Origin of the sequence: Niabella drilacis (assembly GCF_900101395.1) — a bacterium.
GTDB lineage: Bacteria > Bacteroidota > Bacteroidia > Chitinophagales > Chitinophagaceae > Niabella > Niabella drilacis.
The window spans coordinates 188,845-204,156 of the sequence record NZ_FMZO01000007.1; the positions used below are offsets into that span (position 1 = coordinate 188,845).

At 45.4% G+C, this 15,312-nt stretch carries 12 protein-coding genes; 10 read left to right on the top strand and 2 right to left on the bottom strand.

The window, feature by feature from the left end; genetic code table 11:
- Positions 1–462 precede the first annotated feature (462 nt).
- The 4 genes from BLS44_RS14245 (at position 463) to BLS44_RS14260 (ending at position 4,661) form a co-directional block, all read left to right on the top strand.
- Positions 463–2,841 (top strand): glycoside hydrolase family 127 protein, encoded by a 2,379-nt coding sequence (locus BLS44_RS14245; protein WP_090390762.1) that lies wholly within the window; start codon positions 463–465, stop codon positions 2,839–2,841.
- A gap of 140 nt (positions 2,842–2,981) precedes the next feature.
- Positions 2,982–3,281, top strand: a complete 300-nt coding sequence (locus BLS44_RS14250) for a hypothetical protein (RefSeq protein WP_090390763.1) — start codon at positions 2,982–2,984, stop codon at positions 3,279–3,281.
- A gap of 29 nt (positions 3,282–3,310) precedes the next feature.
- Complete coding sequence (locus BLS44_RS14255; protein ID WP_090390764.1) at positions 3,311–4,432, top strand: endo-1,4-beta-xylanase; 1,122 nt, start codon at positions 3,311–3,313, stop codon at positions 4,430–4,432.
- Positions 4,422–4,661, top strand: coding sequence for a hypothetical protein (locus BLS44_RS14260; RefSeq protein ID WP_143019772.1), 240 nt, complete (start codon positions 4,422–4,424; stop codon positions 4,659–4,661). Before BLS44_RS14255 ends, BLS44_RS14260 begins: the two co-directional genes overlap by 11 nt.
- Before the next feature lie 73 nt (positions 4,662–4,734).
- Here the strand turns inward: BLS44_RS14260 and BLS44_RS14265 are convergent, their stop codons facing one another.
- Positions 4,735–5,013, bottom strand: coding sequence for a MerR family transcriptional regulator (locus tag BLS44_RS14265; protein ID WP_090390766.1), 279 nt, complete (start codon positions 5,011–5,013; stop codon positions 4,735–4,737).
- A gap of 371 nt (positions 5,014–5,384) precedes the next feature.
- Positions 5,385–6,020, bottom strand: a complete 636-nt coding sequence (locus BLS44_RS14270; protein ID WP_090390767.1) for a DUF6266 family protein — start codon at positions 6,018–6,020, stop codon at positions 5,385–5,387.
- A 520-nt stretch (positions 6,021–6,540) separates the two neighbouring features.
- Here BLS44_RS14270 and BLS44_RS27170 point away from each other — a divergent pair.
- From BLS44_RS27170 to BLS44_RS14300, 6 genes are all read left to right on the top strand, one after another.
- The gene (locus BLS44_RS27170) at positions 6,541–6,810 is read left to right on the top strand and encodes an integrase core domain-containing protein (protein ID WP_394332469.1); all 270 of its coding nucleotides are present in this window, start codon (positions 6,541–6,543) and stop codon (positions 6,808–6,810) included.
- A 133-nt stretch (positions 6,811–6,943) separates the two neighbouring features.
- Complete coding sequence (locus BLS44_RS14280) at positions 6,944–7,537, top strand: RNA polymerase sigma factor (protein ID WP_176954423.1); 594 nt, start codon at positions 6,944–6,946, stop codon at positions 7,535–7,537.
- Positions 7,538–7,597: 60 nt separating this feature from the next.
- Positions 7,598–8,788: a FecR family protein gene (locus BLS44_RS14285; RefSeq protein WP_090390770.1), complete on the top strand. Its 1,191-nt coding sequence runs from the start codon at positions 7,598–7,600 to the stop codon at positions 8,786–8,788.
- A gap of 206 nt (positions 8,789–8,994) precedes the next feature.
- A complete protein-coding gene (locus BLS44_RS14290) occupies positions 8,995–12,501 on the top strand; it encodes a TonB-dependent receptor (protein ID WP_176954424.1) in 3,507 nt (1,168 codons plus the stop codon).
- 21 nt (positions 12,502–12,522) lie between these two features.
- Complete coding sequence (locus BLS44_RS14295; RefSeq protein ID WP_090390772.1) at positions 12,523–14,031, top strand: RagB/SusD family nutrient uptake outer membrane protein; 1,509 nt, start codon at positions 12,523–12,525, stop codon at positions 14,029–14,031.
- Between the two features lie 18 nt (positions 14,032–14,049).
- Positions 14,050–15,303, top strand: a complete 1,254-nt coding sequence (locus BLS44_RS14300; RefSeq protein ID WP_143019773.1) for a putative glycoside hydrolase — start codon at positions 14,050–14,052, stop codon at positions 15,301–15,303.
- Positions 15,304–15,312 lie beyond the last annotated feature (9 nt).

The following is a 15,312-nucleotide window of genomic DNA, read 5'->3' on the forward strand; positions in this document are numbered from 1 at the left end:
CTTCAGCAAGGTCTCCTGTGCAAAAGTTTAGTACCGCTTACCGTACCGCACCGGGAGAAGAAAAGAATAGCAAATTTTCCGGGTTTTTTCCTGATGCTGTAAACTGGGCTCCGTTTTAGGGGAGCACCAGGGTAACTTACTTTTGTGCTGAATCCTTTCTGCTTTTAAATGCTGTTTGAAAGATGGTTTAAGATGTTGCCTGATGATAAATATTTGCAAATCAATTGTTCGCCTTATTTTGATACCGGCTTAACTCCGGGGCCGGGAAGAAAGTAAAAGACCGGAATAAGCGGGGGAAGCTGCAGTGTAAACAAAGCATAATAAGCGCAGAATGGAGGGTTTATATACATATGGGTGATTGGGATATTGGTTTATTATTGTAAAAATGACATTTGTTTTTTATATTCGTGTAGCCGGTTTCATCTGATGCAGGTTTGTTTGTTATAATGTATTAAGTGCCATATGTGTAAGCGGATATTTATAGGTATATTGCTTTTGAGCGTTCTGGGGCTGTCTGCTCAGGATAAATTGTATAAGAATACATTCAGTCTTGGGGACGTGGCGTTGCTGCCCGGTCCTTTCCGGCATGCCCGGGATCTGAATATTGAAGTGCTGCTCAGGTATGATGTAGACCGTATACTGGCGGGTTACCGAAAAGAAGCGGGCCTGCCCGCAAAAGCAAAAATATACCCGAACTGGGAGGGATTGGATGGGCATATAGGCGGCCATTATCTGTCTGCACTGGCTATGAACTATGCAGCAACAGGCAATGCGGAATGTAAGCGCAGGATGGAGTACATGATAGCAGTGCTGAAAGTTTGCCAGGAGGCCAATGGAAAAAAATACCCTGGCTGGGGCAGGGGTTATGTGGGAGCGGTTCCGGACGGGCAGGGATTATGGCCGGGCATAAAGTCGGGCAACCTGGCGCCTGTCTGGAAATACTGGGTGCCCTGGTACAATGTGCATAAGATGTATGCCGGTTTAAGGGATGCCTGGTTATATGCCGGCAACGGGGAGGCGCGGGACCTGTTTTTGAAGTTTTGCGATTGGGCTGTTGACCTCACAGGGACTTTATCTGATGAGCAGATGCAGCAAATGCTGGGAAATGAGCACGGTGGCATGAATGAGATATTTGCGGATGCCTATCAGATGACCAGCGATAGAAAATACCTTGCTGCTGCCAGGCGCTTTTCACATCGCGAGTTGTTAGACCCGCTTTCAAAAGGGATCGATAACCTGGATAACAAACATGCCAATACACAGGTGCCGAAGGCAATAGGTTTTGAACGGGTGGGCGAACTCTCCAATGACGACCGGTATAAAAATGCAGGTCGTTTCTTCTGGGAAACCGTCACACAAAACCGCTCATTGGCTTTGGGGGGCAACAGCAGGAGGGAATTCTTTCCGGGTGCAGCATCCTGTTACGATTTTGTAAACGATGTAGAGGGACCGGAAAGTTGCAATACCTACAACATGTTGAAGCTGACGCAGGATCTTTTCAGGCTGGACCAGGATGCCCGGTATATGGATTTTTATGAAAGGGCATTATATAATCACATATTGTCTACCCAGCACCCCCGCCATGGCGGATACGTTTATTTTACGCCCGCGCGGCCCCGGCATTACAGGGTTTACTCAGCGCCCAACCAGGCCATGTGGTGCTGTGTGGGGAGCGGGATGGAAAATCACGGGAAGTATGGCGGGCAAATATATACCCATCAAAAAGATTCGCTGTTCCTGAACCTTTTTATCGCTTCTGAGCTTAACTGGAAAGACAAAGGCATCCGTTTAAGGCAGGAAACGGTATTTCCTGATGAGGAAAAAACAAAACTAACGATTACCGGGGGATCGTCGGCATTTACGCTGATGATCCGGTATCCTTCCTGGGTAGGGGCAGGGGCTTTTCAGATCCTGGTAAATGGCAAAGCGGTTGCGGTTACACAAAAACCTGCTTCATATATCGGAATTTCACGAACCTGGAAAAAGGGCGACGTAGTACAAATTGCTTTGCCGATGCGAACTACGATCGGGCATATGCCCAATGTAAAAGAATACATCGCCATTATGCGCGGCCCGATCCTTTTGGGAGCCAGAACGGGTACTGAAGAGCTGCGCGGATTGGTAGCCGATGACGGCCGCTGGAGCCATATTGCTGGGGGTGAAAAATTACCGGTTGACAAGGCTCCGGTATTCATTGCAGACAGGGCGGAAGATATTGCCGGGCATTTAGTTCCCATAAAAGGAAAACCGATGCAGTTCCGGTTCGCTGATCAAAAAATGGCGAACGGGGAAAGGATGATATTAGAACCCTTTTTCAGGATTCACGACGCCCGGTACATGATGTACTGGATGGCACTTACGCCTGCTCAATACAGCAGTTATATGGATTCGATTGCCAATATAGAAAAAGGAAAGCTGGAGCTTGAAAAAAGAACCGTTGATTTTGTTGCTCCGGGCGAACAACAGCCGGAAGCGGACCATGAAATGCGATCGGAAAACTCGAAAAAAGGGGTAGCGCATGACGGCGCCTTTCGCGAAGCTGTTAATGGCGGCTATTTCAGCTATTTATTATCAACCGGTGGTCAATCGCATCTTGGCATTTTGGCGCGCTACTGGGGCGCCGAATGGAGCCAGCGAAAATTTGATATTTATATTGATGATGAAAAGCTGGTTTCCGTAGACAATACCAATAAATGGAACCAATCGCGGTTTTTCGATGTGCTATATGATATCCCTGACTCAATGGTAAAGGGTAAAAGCGCCATCCGCATTAAGTTCCAGGCGGTGGAGGGGGGTGGCAGCAGTCCTGTATATTATCTTCGGTTAGTGAAGCCGCAGTAATGCAGGCCGCTGATTATATTAAAATCAGAAACCTGTTTATATCGCCGTGTGGAATAGAACAGGCCGGATCCGGAGGCAGGGCGTTCCTGCAGCTTTATAGATGCTTTGATTAAATGGATGCGACAGCTTGAAAGTTGAACATGAAGATTGCTTTATTCCTGATTAATTTATTATGGTGCTGCTGCGCCGCGGCTCAGGATATTACATTCTCGCCGTTAGAGCGAAGATATGAGCTGCATGAAGAACAGATCCGTTATGTGACGCAACTCCCGGACAGAAGGCTGGTTGTTTTTACCGAAAGCACCATCAATTTATTTAACGGCGGAGGGTTTAAAACAATTGATGTTGATGAAAAGAATGTAATATCCCTTGATCAGTATACACCGTATCAATACAAGGGGTATTTGGCCGGGGACGGTGGCAATAGTATTGGGTTTTAATTCCGATAACAAAATCAACACAATTCTTTATGCAGAAACGATTCTCTTTGTTGATCATTGCAGCCCTGATAGGTGGCTGCACAGGAACCAAACAAATAAGAAATACTACGGTAAGTTTAAAAGATACGTATAAAAACGACTTTTTGATCGGTGCGGCTATAAGCTGGCAACAGGTAGCAGGAAAGGACCCCGTTGCCACAAAGCTGGTTCCCCGGCAATTTAATACAGTGACGCCCGAAAATATGATGAAGGCAGAGGAGTTAACCTCTTCATGGGGAACATATGATTTCTCCCGGGCCGACAAATTTATAGACTATGCAAAAATGAATCATCTCCGGGTAAACGGCCATACACTGGTATGGCATAGCCAGATGCCGGCATATGCCCGGCATATACAGGACGCTGATTCTTTTCGCACGTTTTTTACCGGACATATCAGAAAAGTAGCCGGCCGTTACAGGCGTAAAGTGCGGTCCTGGGATGTAGTCAATGAAGCGCTGAATGAAGATGGTTCCTTACGTAAATCTCCCTTCTTTAATAAGCTCGGAGACAATTATATCGTGGACGCTTTTAAGCTGGCAAATAAAGTTTCACCTAACACAGAGCTGTATTATAACGACTATAACAATGAACAACCCAAAAAACGCGCAGGATGCATTGCGCTTATAAAAAAAATTCAGCAGGCGGGCGCCAGGATAGATGGGGTGGGCATACAGGGCCATTGGCATGTGGGTAAGGTTCCTTTTGGCGATATAGAAGAGAGCATATTGCAGTATGCGGCGTTGGGCATAAAAGTAGCTATCACAGAACTGGATATTGAAGTGCTCCCCCGTAATTTCACTGGTGCCGAACTAAGCCGGCGGATGAAAACCGACGCCGGCTCCAATCCCTATGTAAATAGTCTCCCGGACACTGTGCAGAAGCAGTTAGCGGATGATTATGGGCAGCTGTTTAAAATATTTCTCAAACATAAAGAGAAAATATCGCGTGTTACATTTTGGGGTGTGCATGATGGCCAAAGCTGGCTGAATAACTGGCCCATACCCGGCAGAACCAACTACCCGCTTTTGTTTGACAGGAACGGTAATCCCAAACCCGCTTTTTATAGTGTAATAGCAATGAAAAAAAAATATGTATACAATGAGCACTAAAACCCCTGTGCAGGTAAAGAAACTTTCAGTAGTCGAAAAGCTGGGCTACAGCCTGGGTGATCTGACGGCCAACCTGGTCTTTCAGACTTTGATAACGGGGGGTAATAACAGGCAAAGGGTTGCCGGTACAGGGCGTAGCGTGGTACTGGAGGGAAACGTCATACATAAGAATGATGCCGGCAATGTTATTTTGTCTTCCAGGCGTTTGGAACCTGCATTAAAATGCTGACATGGGTTGCGCTATTATAAACTGTTGCCCGGATGCGGGTTTTATCAACGATCTGATGCAGGTGCATTACCAGTCAGCCCGCGGCCTCCCCATTGCCCCGCTCCACGAGCGGCAGCGCTCCATGTTGTTGAAGCAGCTGACGTATCACCAGTCCCCGTATATAAAATATTTGTTTGCCTACTCTGACATAGGGGATATTCATTTCTATGCGTAGCCGGTAAAGAGTGCTTTTGGAAATATGCAGCATACGCATCATTGCCTTATTGTTTACAAGCTCAAATGCATCAGACGCTTCATATTTTTTTTGGAGAAGCTCTAATTGGTGTACAGACAGATTTACTTTGGTTGCCATGTCGGATGTTTGAAAGGGTTATAAAAGGGCTTTTTCCGGAAAAGCCGGTTTGCTTATTTCAGTTCCGGAATGGTAGTTACAGGGTGGTGTGGTGCTGTTGCTTCAATAACCTGTTTCACCGGTTGCAATGTTGTTGGTGAAAAGCATGTTGATCAAATAACCAGCAGGCACACCGCGTTCCCGTTCTGTGAATAAATGATCAGGTATTTATCGATCAGCAAACGGAAACGCTTCTATGAATGTACATACTTTTAATTATAATAAAATGTTATATATTTAATTTGTAAAGTGATAATTTTTGATCCGGGCATGGGTATGCTGTAAAATGCCGGGAGGCAAATACCCCCCGGCGTGAGGACTTTTTTTAAAAGTCAGGTAAGTGTTACGGAGCCCATGTATTTCGAATTACAGGCTGCAGTGGATCCCTCATCGGCAAAGGTGGCCCACACATGCACTTCCTCGCCGGCGTAAAAGGACAGCATGTTTACCGTGGCGGTGCCGGCCTGGCGCGCTGCTACCCCGCTAAAAAACTGTCCGTCCCTGCGCGATGGCATGTAGACAAAAACGGAGCACAGGTCGTTTTCATTACTGCTGTCCGGCGGTGCATTATTTATCCAGGTAACCGTAACCGCCTGTGCCGCCCCCGCATTAAGACTTTCGGGAATCATTTCCAGCAGGTTACCCTTCGAAATAAGCAACTGGCTGTAGTTCATGATCACATCGCCGCCGGCAAGCTGAATGTTTTCCATTACATTGGCCTGTGCCTGGTTATAGGGTGTTGCCAGTCCTTTACGCTTGCCAAAGAACAGGCGTGCAAAGGACTTGTACAAACCCAAAAAAGCTACCGCAAAACGAAACAGTTCGCGGTGGGCGGTTTGCGGTTCAGTGGAGCTGCTGCGCGTTACGGGCCGCGCGCGGCTTACTTCTACCCCATGAACGTTGGCGATAACAACACGCCCGGTGCGGCCGGAGGTGCCGCTTAAAATGGAATTGGTGACTCTTCCCATAGTTTTAATTTTTAAAAATGAATAAATGAATGTTTGCTTGCATAAAATTGGGGTATTAAAGGGGCGGTTTATTTTTTTGATCCCTATTGATCCCTTCTGACCACTGATGATCCTTCCTGATCCCTGCTGATCCCTTCTGATCTCGAAATGCCTGTTTTCTGTATCCTTTCTGTATCCTTTCTGTATCGTTTCTGTATCGTTTCTGTATCGCTCCTGTATCCTGGCTGTATCGTTCGTGTATCGTTGCTGTATCGGTAAGGGAGGTTTGTTAACCAAATGGCGACATAGAGGCGGCGCACCCGGGTTATCCTGGCTCCCGTAACACCTGCTATGTTGGAAAGGTGTTGGACGTATTTACCGGCAGACCTTTACCGACACGTATAGTCGGGCCGCCTTTGCAAAGCTTTATACCAGTAAACATGCCATTGCATCTGCTGATATCCTCCATGACCGCGTAATCCCATTTTTTAGACAGCAGGAACTCCCGCTGCTGCGTGACTTACGGATCGGGGCCCAGAGTATTTGCGGACGCTTTCACCGGACGGTCCGGGAGGAATTTTACGTGGTCACATCCCGAAAGAAAATTGATCAGGATCTGGAGTCGCTTCAGTCAGATCTGGATCAATGGATCGCGTATTACAATGAGCAGCGCCCTCACAGCGGCAGATATTGTTTTGGCAAAACGCTGATGCAGGCTTTTGCTGATTCCCTCAACTTAGCAAAACAAAAAAGCCCAATGAAATCGGATCGGCAGCTTAAATTTTTAACTCTGATCCTTTTGAAAATTTAAAAAATCATTCCTTACCTGCTGTTAGTGTATTGTCTCCTGCTTTTTACGGAGTCATCATCAGCACCGATATTTTGAAATCTTCTTTTTTTTTTATATGCTTGCGGTAAAATAACTGTATCTGACAAAACGACTATTGGAAAGTAAGTATACTTCATATAGTGAGAAGGACTTGTTCTTCCTGGTTGCCGGTGGTGATGAACAGGCGTTTGCTGCTTTGTTCCGGCGCTATTACCCCATTCTTTATAAAAAAGCCCTGAGCTATTTAAAAAGTGAATTCTGGGCAGAAGAAATTGTTCAGGAGGTTTTTGTTATCGTATGGAAGGGTAAAGAACAACTTGTGGATATTCAGAATCCGGCAGGCTGGTTGCACCGGCTCATCTGGAATAAAGCCATCGATCGTATTCGCCGGAGAGGCGCAGAGGTAAAAGCGCAGTATACCTTGCAGCAGATCACTGAAGTTGCCACTGCTGCGTTGCCTGCAGATCAGCGGGAGGAGTTATTAACTGCCCTGGAAAAGGCGGTTAATCAGTTGTCTGAACAGCGAAAAAAGGTTTATCTGTTACGTTACAAAGAAGACCTTGGTCTTGAGGAGATCGCCGGAAAATTACAGCTTAGCCGGAATTCGGTGCGCAATTACCTGGCAGAAGCTACGAGACAGATAAGGGCCTATCTGTTGCAACACGTTGATTTTTATTTGGTTTACTGTGTCTGCTGTTATTTTTTATAAAAAATTTCTAAACCGGTAGGTACATTCAGACAGGTTCCCCGACAATAAAATGTAAGCAATATGCAGCAATCATCTGAACATATTATTTCGCTTTGGGAGCGCTATTTATCCAGCCGGGCAACACGCAGTGAAGTAGATGCATTATTCGAACTGGTGAAAGATATCGACGAAGAACTGAATTACCAGTATGTAAAAGAAGCTGAGCAGCGATTGCAGCAGAATAGTGAAATACCGGTGGTGATTCCGGAATGGATGATCGACTCCATTCTTAAAGAGGCAGCGCCGGTAAGCCGTGCAGCGGCAAAGATCCGTTATCTGCGGCATTGGTATTGGGCCGCAGCCGCTGTTATTATTTTTCTGGGGATTGGCTTGTTTTACCTGGATCAACAATCGCGGGAATCTGCGCCCTCTGTAGCAATCCGGACGCCCGATGCTATTTTAGCTCCTGTTATCAACCGGGCCATGATTACGCTGGCTGATGGTAGCAAGGTATACCTCGACAGCGCAGGAAACGGTCAGCTGGCGCAACAGGGAAATGTAAAGCTGATAAAGCTGGCTAATGGACAAATTGCTTACCAGGCAGCAGACGGGCAGATTCTAAAGAAACTGCAATACAATACCTTAACAAATCCTAAAGGAAGCCGGGTAATTGATATGATGCTTTCAGACGGGTCTCATGTATGGTTAAATGCTGGTAGCTCGATTACTTATCCGGTGGCCTTTGAGGGAGATGAGCGGAACGTGAAGTTAGAGGGCGAGGGCTATTTTGAGGTGGCAAAAGATCCGTCAAAAAAATTTATTGTACAGGCCGGAAACATAAATACCGAAGTGCTGGGAACCCACTTTAACATAAATGCCTATAATGATGAATGGGCTACAAGGGTAACCCTGCTGGAAGGCAGTGTGAAAGTATCGGGTATCCTGCGTCCGGTATCCAGTGTTTTAAGACCAGGTCAGCAGGCCACCCTTCGTCGGGCCCAGGGGGATATCGTATTGGGCAGGCCGGACCTCAATCAGGTGATGGCCTGGCGCAATGGCGTGTTCTATCTCAATCATCAAAGTATTGCCACCGTAATGCAGGAGGTGGGTAACTGGTACGATGTTCAGATCGTGTATCCTTCCGGAGTTCCGGTTGTTGAACTGTATGGGGAAATAGGCCGGGACCTGAGTCTTACACAGGTAATACAGGCGTTAAAAGTACTCGGTGTTACCTGTAGATTAGAGGAAAGAAAACTGATTGTAGGTCAGTAATTGTAATATAACTATATCATTCACTTAAATCTGTTACGATGCCATAGAGAAAATAGATCCCAGGGGATTTAAAAAGAACCGGAAGCGCTTGCAACACTCCCGGCAACCTTTTTGAGCTGACCCCAACAGTCAAATTAGCTGATTCACCATTGTTTCATCAACCCAAAATAGAATGCGAAATTATGCAAATAATTGCGTTTTGTAAAATGCCTGCATTTTACTGTAAGAAGTCCATTATATTCCTGACCGGACTGCTTACTATGCAGCATCGCCCGAAGGATAAAGGCACCTGTACAGCATATAAAGAGGAGCTTGCGGCTGCCATCTGCAACTGCCGGAGTGGGGCGCTAAAAAAATTATTCCTGATTATGAATTTTACGGCTACCTTTTTGCTGGTTTGCTGCCTGCAGGTAAGCGCCGCACTTTATTCCCAGACCGTTAGTTTTTCAGGGAAGCAGGTGGCATTGAAAGACGTTTTCTCCGCGATCCGGCAGCAAACAGGCTATACGGTTGCAGCAAATGCCCGCCTGCTAAATACAGCCGGCCCGGTTACGGTCGAAGCAAGAAATGAACCACTGCCTCAGTTTTTGACGCGCTTGCTGAGCGGCCGGTCATTGCAATACGAAATAATCAATAAAACGATACTGCTGTCAGAGAAGCCGGGAGCGCCTCCCGTAAGCGTTCGCGAAAAACAAGCTGCCGAACAATTGCCAGCGCTGATGGAAGTAAGGGGGCGTGTTACTGATTCTTCCGGAGTTCCTTTGGCTGGAGCTTCCGTAAAAATAAAGAGCACAACGGCAGGGGTAACCACTAATAGCAACGGGGAATTTGTGATCAATGCAAAGGAGACCGATATATTGGTGATCTCCTACATAGGATACCGGGCGATTGAACTTCCGGCAAACAGCAAAGCCCTTGGAATGATCACCCTGTTGCCGGTAGAGAACCAGCTGGATGATCTTGTTGTAGTGGGTTATGGAACACAACGGCGGAAAGATGTTACGGGAGCCATATCTCAGATAAAGCCCAGGGATCTGAACATGGTAGCGACCCCCTCTGTGGCGCAAATGCTGCTGGGTACAGCATCGGGCGTTACCGTACAGCAGTTGAGTGCCCAGCCGGGCGGAGGCATCAGTATTTATATCCGGGGGCAAGCTTCAACAGGTGCAGGAAACAGCCCTTTGTGGGTAGTGGACGGCTTTCCGTTGAGTGACGGGGACGCGGAACCCGGTAGCGGCAACCGTTACAGCTATGGCAGCAGAAATCCGCTCAATACGCTCAATCCTTATGATATAGAGTCCATAGAAGTATTAAAAGATGCAGCCGCAACGGCTATTTATGGCTCGCGGGCCGGAAATGGGGTTATCGTGGTTACTACAAAAAAAGGAAAATCAGGTAAACCTGCCGTTACCTACAATTTCTCCCAATCGGTACAGGAAATAACCAGGAATTTTGATGTGCTGAATGCTACGGAATACATGCAAACGGCAAACGAGGCCGCTTATGAAAGATGGCTGTTTGACAATGCTATTTTCCCTTATGGAAATACAATACCTGAAAATGCCAAGATTCCATATCAGCAACGGTATACCGATGCACAGGTTGCTCATGCCGGGGAGGGTACTGATTGGCTGAAACTGGTAACACGAAAAGGCGATATTCAGCAGCACAATATTAGTATAACCGGCGGGTCAGAATATACGAAGTATGCTGTTACCGGTAATTATTTTAATCAACATGGCGTGGTTAAGAACAGCGATTTTAAACGTTACTCCGTAAGAACCAATATTGAGCAAAAGCTCAGCAACATATTTAACACCGGGCTGAATCTTACCTTGTCACAGGTTGATAACCGGAACGCTTCATTGGGGGATAATTTATGGGAGAACTCCAGCATATTGACCAACGCGATTCAATTTCCGCCGATCTACCCGGTTTATGATGCCGAGGGGAACTATCTTATTAATCCGGTGTATTCCCCTATGGCCAATCCCGTTTCTATGCTCGAAATAGCAGATAATACAATTACCAAGCGGGTCTTGGGAACCGTTTTTCTTGAAGCAAGAATAGGGGAAGGATTAAAGGCAAATGTGAATTTTGGCTTAGATAATCAATTGGGCAAGCGAAACCAGTACCTGCCTAAAACGATGATTTACGGTCTTTCAGTAAACGGCGATGCACAGATTTCAACTTCTGAAAAATTCGATAAAAAGTTAACCGCTACGTTGAATTATGCAAAAAAACTGAAGAAAGAGCATAGTGTTGACGCATTGGCCGGGTATGAATACACCAATTTTGATGCAACTGGGTTTAATGCCGGGGCAAAGGATTTTTTTACGGATATACTTTTGTACAATGATCTTGGCGCCGGAAGTGCTATTACGCGTACTGCCGGTTCTTACCGGGCTCCAAGTAATGAACTGGCATCTTATTTTACGCGGTTGAATTATTCATTTGCGGATAAATATTATTTGGGAATAACGGGCAGATATGACGGCTCGTCTAAATTTGGCGCCAATAATAAATGGGCATTCTTTCCTTCGGCTTCCTTTAAATGGAGAGCCATTGCCGAACCCTTCCTGGAAGCATCTCAGGCCTTATCAGATTTAGCATTGCGCATTAGCTGGGGACAGGCAGGGAACCAGAATATTGGCCAAAATGCCTTTAGTTATTATTCATCCGGTTATTCCTATGCTTTCGGAACTCCTGGTAAAATACTACCTGGTGTAACGCTTTCCCAATTAGATAATCCTGATTTAAAATGGGAAACCTCCACCACAATTAACCTGGGACTTGATTTTGGGTTGTTTAAAAATCGCCTAACCGGCTCAGTAGAAGTGTATAAAAAAACGGTAGACGGGTTATTGTCTGCCCGTGCGCTGCCTTCCTGGTATCCGGTAGGCTCGGTAGCAGACAATATAGGGTCTACGCAGGATAAGGGAATTGAAATTACATTGGACTCAAAAAACTTTACGGGTCCGTTTAAGTGGAATACCCATTTTACGCTCTCGCATTTTAAAGATACCTGGAGAAACAGAAATGAAAATGTTATCCTTCAGCCATATGAACATAAGAATGATCCTTTAAGACCCGCATGGACGTACTTGTTTGACGGCATTTTGCAAATAGGAGAGGAACCTCCCTATGCCCAGCCCCTGTTATTGCCCGGGCAGGAGAAAATCAAAGACGTAAATAATGACGGGAAAATTGATATTAATGATCTTGCTCTTGCAGGCACTACAGATCCCACGGTAACGCTCGGTTTGGGGAATACGCTTGAGTTTAAAAATTTTGATATAAACCTTTTTTTTACAGGGATGTTTGGACGTAATGCCGTAGAGGACGCTAACTGGAGCCGGTGGGGCGTAGGGGTTATTGATATGATCAATCAGGGGTATAACCTGATGAGCGACGTGCAAAAGCGCTGGGTACATGATCGTCCCGGCACTATAATGTATTCGGGAACCCCATCCGTGTATCAGACATCGAATAAGAACTTTTGGTTCAACGGGAACTTTGTGCGTTGCCGCAATATTACCCTGGGCTACCGTTTGCCGGCTGTTAAAAAAGTATTCAGCAGTTGCCGCCTGTTTGCCGATGTAAATAACGCGTTTATTATTACCAAATACCCTTATATGGATCCCGAAACCAATACCCGTGCGGGTTATCCTAATCAACGCTCTTACTCCCTGGGAGTGGATATCAGTTTTTAAGAATTTAAATTCGAAAACAAAATGACACGTTTAGCACTTAATAGTTTTTTTCTCCAAATATTCTGTTTGCTGTTGATTCTTACGATTGGGGCAGGATGCGAAAAAGGGCTTACTCCCCGTTCCTACACCGATCTTACGCCGGCAAATTTTCCTAAAAATGAAGCCGATTTGAATACGGCAGTTACCGGTGTCTATAATAAATTCAGACAACAGGATAGATCCCGCGATTTTACCGCCGCTTATATAATTCAGAAAACTTCAGTTCTGGTAAATAACCTATCCACTACCGATGAGTTTGCTACAGACTGGGCCATTACTCCGCAAATGATCTTTACGCTTAAACCAACTGATTTGTTTGCCGAACAATTCTGGTCCAGGGCGCAACCCACCATCACATTAGCTACTATTACAATTGAAATGGTTAAAGCTGCTGACTATATCAGTGACAAGCGAAAAGCAGCACTGGTAAGCGAATTGAGGTGCATCAGAGCAATCTATGCCTATGACTTGTATGATGAATACGGGCCGGTGCCTATAATGACCGATCCCGAAATAGTAAGTGACCTGCAAAAAGCACAAAACTATAAGCCGGCGCGGCCTTCACAGCAGGAGTATTCAGGCTTTTTGGTAAAAGAATTAACAGAAGCTGCGTTAAACCTGCCCACTGTAACAGATAATGCTGATTTTGGCCGCATGTCAAAAGGAATTGCGCTTACCTGTTTACTAAAATTGTATATGCACGATAAACAATGGGCAAAAGCGGAAGCAGTAAGTAAAGAAATAATAGACCTGAACTACTACATGCTGCAACCCAATTTTAAAGATATATGGGCGGTGAACAATGAAAATAATAAAGAGATTATTTGGGCAATTCCTTATACGGGAGCATCGGGTTTTGAAAACACCTTCCATTTTGCCGTGTTACCCGGAGATTTTAAAAGCCTGAGCGAGGGCCAGACGCCCGTACCCATTCAATCCTGGGGGCAAGGCTATAAGTTGCCATGGCCTGTTTGGGATTCTTTTGACCCATCAGACAAGCGGCGTGAAGTGTTTCAGCGGTATTATTGGAATGGTAAAGCAATGGTGGATCTTAAAGCAAGCAGTTCCGGTGCGATTCCTTTAAAATATCCAATAGACCCCAATATGACTGGAGCTGGAAGTGCAACGGACTTTGTAATTTATCGTTATGCTGATGTGTTATTATACCGTGCAGAAGCATTGAATGAGTTGAATGGAGCAAATGCAGAATCTTTAGATATTATCAACCGGTTGCGCACCAGGGCCGGACTGGATACATTGGCTGCCGGCAATTTTAATCAATCGACATTGCGTGCCCAAATTTTAAAAGAACGCCAATGGGAACTCTGCTTTGAAGGTGTAAGAAGACAGGATTTAATTCGAAACGGATCCTTTGTCAGTAATGCTTTAGCACGGGGCCGGCAGTTTGTGCAACCCTTCCATGTATTATTTCCCATTCCGCAGTATGCGATTAATGAGAACCCAAATATTCACCAAAACACAGGGTATTAACAATTAAAAAATATACGAGTGAGAATTATCTGTTCAACATATCTTTTTGCGATACTATTCGGATTTGTAGCCTGTGCCAGGGATAATGGCGGCGAGGTATTGCCTGCATATAAAGAACCACCAATCAGCGGGCCTGTTACTGATAATGCTATAAACAAACCAACAGGGTTTTGGTTCTACCTCTCCTGGCAGGATATAACCGAGGAACAAATTGCCCGGGAAGCCCCCCGGAGAACGGTGGTAATAATGCAGGCGTGGAAAAACCACTATATCCCAATATTCAAAAAATACAACCCCGATATTAAAGTACTGGTATATAAAAATATGTCGGCATCGATTGATACTTATGAACTTGATCCAAAAACGGGCGACACCTTAATTTCAACGGGTGTGGGGTATGATTATGCAGCAAAAAACCATCCTGACTGGTTCCTGCTTGATACGGACAACAATCGAATCAGGTTTGTCGATTACAACAATTTAAGACAAATGGACATTGGTAATTCAGGATACCAGGAATACTGGTCCAATACAGTTACCGCAGAACTTATTAAATATGCCTGGGATGGTGTATTTATTGACGATGTATTGTTTACCGTCTCAGAACATCATCCGGGGCTGAAGATTAAAAAATATCAGACGGATACAGCATTTCAAACAGCCAATAAAAACATGCTGAATGTGGTTCAAACGAAATTAAAGTCTGCCGGAAAAATGAGTATAGGCAATATGACCGGGGCATTAAACGCACCGGGGCAATGGAATGAATACCTGAAATACATGGACGGCGCATTGGATGAATGGTGGCTCGTAAACGGCCCTGGTGACTATAGCGGGGGTGATTTATGGCATTCAGAGATGGCAGAAGCTGCATCTGCTGCAAAAATGAATAAGCTCATTTTGGTACAGCCGCACAGTAGCGAATCCGACGCTAAAGGGTATTATTATGCATTGGCCTCTTATTGGCTGGTAAATGACGGGAATGTGTCGTTTAGTGAGCAGCCGGTAGCAGACGGCTATTATTTGCCTTATACGTGGCGGCCGGAGTATGAATGGAATATGGGGAAACCCCTTGGAGGATATGATTCGGTAGGTACTAACTTTAAATATTACCGGAGAGATTTTACCAGGGCGATTGTTATTGTTAACCCCCAGGTAGCCAACATCAGCATTAACCTGGATCAAACCTATTTGAATGAGGGCGGCCAACGAGTTTCGCAAATAATTATGCCGCCAAAAACAGGTACGATTTTAAGACGGATATTTCCTTAAAAATAATAA

Coding starts and splice junctions, on each gene's coding strand:
- BLS44_RS14245 (WP_090390762.1), top strand. CDS start 463: ATGTGTAAGCGGATATTTATAGGTATATTGCTTTTGAGCGTTCTGGGG.
- BLS44_RS14250 (WP_090390763.1), top strand. CDS start 2,982: ATGAAGATTGCTTTATTCCTGATTAATTTATTATGGTGCTGCTGCGCC.
- BLS44_RS14255 (WP_090390764.1), top strand. CDS start 3,311: ATGCAGAAACGATTCTCTTTGTTGATCATTGCAGCCCTGATAGGTGGC.
- BLS44_RS14260 (WP_143019772.1), top strand. CDS start 4,422: ATGAGCACTAAAACCCCTGTGCAGGTAAAGAAACTTTCAGTAGTCGAA.
- BLS44_RS14265 (WP_090390766.1), bottom strand. CDS start 5,013: ATGGCAACCAAAGTAAATCTGTCTGTACACCAATTAGAGCTTCTCCAA.
- BLS44_RS14270 (WP_090390767.1), bottom strand. CDS start 6,020: ATGGGAAGAGTCACCAATTCCATTTTAAGCGGCACCTCCGGCCGCACC.
- BLS44_RS14285 (WP_090390770.1), top strand. CDS start 7,598: ATGCAGCAATCATCTGAACATATTATTTCGCTTTGGGAGCGCTATTTA.
- BLS44_RS14290 (WP_176954424.1), top strand. CDS start 8,995: ATGCCTGCATTTTACTGTAAGAAGTCCATTATATTCCTGACCGGACTG.
- BLS44_RS14295 (WP_090390772.1), top strand. CDS start 12,523: ATGACACGTTTAGCACTTAATAGTTTTTTTCTCCAAATATTCTGTTTG.